The sequence below is a fragment of the Sporichthya polymorpha DSM 43042 genome, assembly GCF_000384115.1.
Taxonomy (GTDB): domain Bacteria; phylum Actinomycetota; class Actinomycetes; order Sporichthyales; family Sporichthyaceae; genus Sporichthya; species Sporichthya polymorpha.
In genome coordinates, this window is record NZ_KB913029.1 from 181,139 (window position 1) to 184,325 (window position 3,187).

Here is a 3,187-nt window from a genome sequence, read left to right on the forward strand (position 1 = left end):
CAGGCCGAGCGCCGAGCCGATCTGGTAGCTCGTGTTGACGATGCCGGCGGCAAGGCCGCCCTCCTCGGGCCGCGCGCTGGAGAGCGCGATGCCCAGGCTGGGGATGAACGCCAGGGACATGCCGACCGCGGCCACGAGCGAGGCGGGCAGGACGTCGACCCAGAACGAGCCGTTGTCACGGACGAGCGACAGCCCGACGAGGCCGAACGTCAGCACGCCCATCGCCACGACCAGGGTGTGCTGCGGCCCGAACCGGGCGATCACGCGCGGCGCGACCACGATCATGCCGAGCATGATCAGAACGGTCATCGGCAGCAAGGCCGCGCCGGAGGGGAACGCGGAGTAGCCCAGGACCTGTTGCAGGTAGAGGTTGAGGAAGAACCACATGGGGACCCAGGCCGCGCCGAGCAGCAGCTGCGCCAGGTTCGCGGCCGCCAGGTTCGGCACCCGGAAGATGCCCAGACGCACCAGGGGATCCCGTCGCTTGGCCTGCAAGGCGACGAAGACGCCGAGCAGCACGACGGCGGCGCCACCGGCCAGTCCGGTCTCCGGTGCCCTCCACCCGACCTCCGGGGCCCGCACGATCGCGTACACGCCGGTGCCCAGCCCGCCCGTGGCTGTCAGCGCGCCCAGCCAGTCGAGTCGACCACGGCTCGGCGGTGCGGCCGGCATCAGCAGCGGAGTCGCGATGAGCGCGAGCGCGGCGATCGGGACGTTGACGTAGAAGATCCACGGCCAGCTCGCGTACTCGGTCAGCACCCCGCCGAGGAACACGCCGGCGGTGCCACCCGCGGGGGCAGCCGCGCCGTAGAGCGCGAGCGCCCGGGTGAGCTCCCGCGGGTTGCCGCCGAACAGCATCATCAGCAGCGTCAGCGCCGAGGGTGCGATCAGCGCCGCCCCCACGCCCTGCACGGCCCGACCGGTCAGCTCCACAGTGACGTTGTTGGCAGCGCCGGCGACGATCGAACCGATGAGCAGAATTGCCCAACCTGCCGAGAAGACGCGCCGGGCGCCGAGCAGGTCGGAGAGCCGGCCACCCAGCAGCAACAACCCGCCGAAGGCGACGACGTAGGCGTTGAAGACCCAGGACAGGTCACCCGGCGCGAAGTCCAGGTCGGTCTGCATCTCAGGGAGGGCGACGCCGATGATCGAGGTGTCCATGATGACCATGAACTGAGCCGCTGCGATCAGGGTCAGCGCCAACCAGCGTCGGTTGGACCGCGGACCCGCGGCGGATGCTTGGCCGTCCATCGTGTTCCTCTCCAAAGTCGTCGGACGTGATGGGCTGAGCTTCGGACGGTCCTCTGTCCGGGCGCTGTCCACCGGCGGCCCGAGGTTGGACAGCACACGGACAGCGCGACGGCACACGCTCAGGTCATGACAGCGACGCAAGGGCCCCGCGACGGAACAACGTCTGACGTGATGCTCCTGGTGACCGGCATGTCGTGCCGGCACTGCGTGCGTCAGGTGACCGCCTGCGTGCGGGACGTCCCCGGAGTCGAGACCGTCGAGGCGGACCGGGTGACAGGCCAGGTGCGCTTGCGAGGGCGCTTCGCGCTTCCGGACGTGCTGTCTGCCCTCGCCCGCGCCGGCAACGAAGCCCGCGTAGTGGACAGCGGCGTTGTCGCAACATCAGGCGGAGCGGCTCCGACACCGCCCACCCCACCATCCCTTGAGGAGGATGAACGATGATCACCAGCACCTTCACCGTGCGCGGCATGACCTGCGGTCACTGCGTCTCATCGGTGCGCAGCGAGGTCGAAGCACTTCCCGGCGTGAGCCGAGTGCACCTCGACCTGAGCACCGGGCGTCTGGAAGTGACGGGAAGTCAGGCGTTTCTCACCGCGGATATTCGGGCGGCTGTTGCGGAGGCGGGTTACGAGCTGGACGAGGCGGCCTGAGCTACACCGCGTCTCAGAACCCCGGGAGCCGGAGCTCCCGAACAAGCGCGTTCAGCTGCGTCTGCTCGGCAGGCACAGCTGGACGACCCACCGCCGTTCGCAGCGCCGCGGCCTCGCTCAGCAGCGCCGCCGCGCGGTCGGGGTGACCCTGAAGCACCTCGATCCGGGCGTGACCCTCGAGCGCGATCGCCACCAGTACTGGCTCGGCAAGCGACTCCCCCACCCGGCGCAGCTCTGCGTATCGCTCGGCCGCGGAGTCCATGCGCTTCAGCTCCAGGTCACACCACGCCAGCCCGGCCTCAGCGTGCGCGGTGTAGCCCGCGGTGCCGAGCCGGCGGAACCCGTCCAGCGCCCGCGTGTACAGCGGGCGGGCCGCTTCGGCGTCCCCGTTCAACCGTGCTCGCACGGCCAGGCCGTAGTCGGCCAGAACCTCACCGGCAGCGTCACCGATGTCCGTGGACACCGCTCGCGCGCGGCCGAAGCAGGCCTCCGCGGCGTCGTTCTCCCCGAGATACAGCAGCGCCAGGCCCAGGTCACCGATTGCCCATTGGGCCGTGTTGGTCAGCCCAGCCGACTCGGCGACCTCGATCGCCTCCTCCAGCACGGCAACGCATTCCGCGTAGTCACCGAACTCCCGCAGCCCCCACCCGAGGTGGTAGAGCACCGCGGAGAGCCCCCACAGATCGTCGAGGGCGCGGAACGCGTCACGGGCCGCGCGGCCAGCGGTTCGGGCGCGGAGCCGATCCCCGCGCAACAGAAAGTGCTGCAGGCGGACGAAGGCAACGACGGCGTGCCCCCAGGCGTCGTCCGAGGCGTCGAACTGGTCCTCGGCGGCAGCCAGCAGTTCGTCGAAGCGATCCGGCGCGGAGCCATCGAGGAACTCCACGGCGAGCAGGACCCGGGACAGCGCCGCGCCGCTCTCCTCACCAGCCGCGAGAAACAGGTCCAGGCTTTCCGCGGCAGTCTCAGCACATCGCGGGCTGGGGTGCACCAAGCAGGCCCGTGGTCGCTCCACCAGCGATACCGCCTGCAGCGCCCGCGCCCGAGCCGCAGCTCCACCGGTGGAGACCTCGCGAAGCAACGCCCGCAGCACTTCACGGCCTTCGACGTGCCGGCCCAGGTGCCAGTACAGCCCGAGAGCGCCGGCGAGTCGCAACGCATCGTCAGCGTGCTCCGGTCGGCTCGAGAACCAGGTGAGGGCAGCGCGCAGGTTCGCGTGCTCAACGCGCAGCTGCCGGAGGGCATCGCGCTGCCCGGGTCCGCGCAGGTCGGCGTCGGCCTGCTCC

At 70.6% G+C, this 3,187-nt stretch carries 3 protein-coding genes and 1 pseudogene; 2 read left to right on the forward strand and 2 right to left on the reverse strand.

Annotation, left to right across the window (positions count from 1 at the left end; translation table 11 throughout):
- Nucleotides 1–1,251, reverse strand: a 1,251-nt coding sequence (locus SPOPO_RS0100915) for an MFS transporter (protein WP_019872910.1), incomplete at its 3' end; no start/stop codon positions are given.
- 189 nt (nt 1,252–1,440) lie between these two features.
- Here SPOPO_RS0100915 and SPOPO_RS36105 point away from each other — a divergent pair.
- Both SPOPO_RS36105 and SPOPO_RS0100920 read left to right on the forward strand, forming a co-directional pair.
- Nucleotides 1,441–1,692, forward strand: a complete 252-nt coding sequence (locus SPOPO_RS36105) for a cation transporter (protein ID WP_425424150.1) — start codon at nt 1,441–1,443, stop codon at nt 1,690–1,692.
- Nucleotides 1,689–1,901, forward strand: coding sequence for a heavy-metal-associated domain-containing protein (locus SPOPO_RS0100920; protein WP_019872911.1), 213 nt, complete (start codon nt 1,689–1,691; stop codon nt 1,899–1,901). Before SPOPO_RS36105 ends, SPOPO_RS0100920 begins: the two co-directional genes overlap by 4 nt.
- 13 nt (nt 1,902–1,914) lie before the next feature.
- Here the strand turns inward: SPOPO_RS0100920 and SPOPO_RS34625 are convergent.
- Nucleotides 1,915–3,187: pseudogene (locus SPOPO_RS34625) on the reverse strand (hypothetical protein); the annotation flags it as partial.

Excerpts from the sequence above, each read along its gene's own strand:
- SPOPO_RS36105 (WP_425424150.1), top strand. The coding sequence starts at position 1,441 with ATGTCGTGCCGGCACTGCGTGCGTCAGGTGACCGCCTGCGTGCGGGAC.
- SPOPO_RS0100920 (WP_019872911.1), top strand. The coding sequence starts at position 1,689 with ATGATCACCAGCACCTTCACCGTGCGCGGCATGACCTGCGGTCACTGC.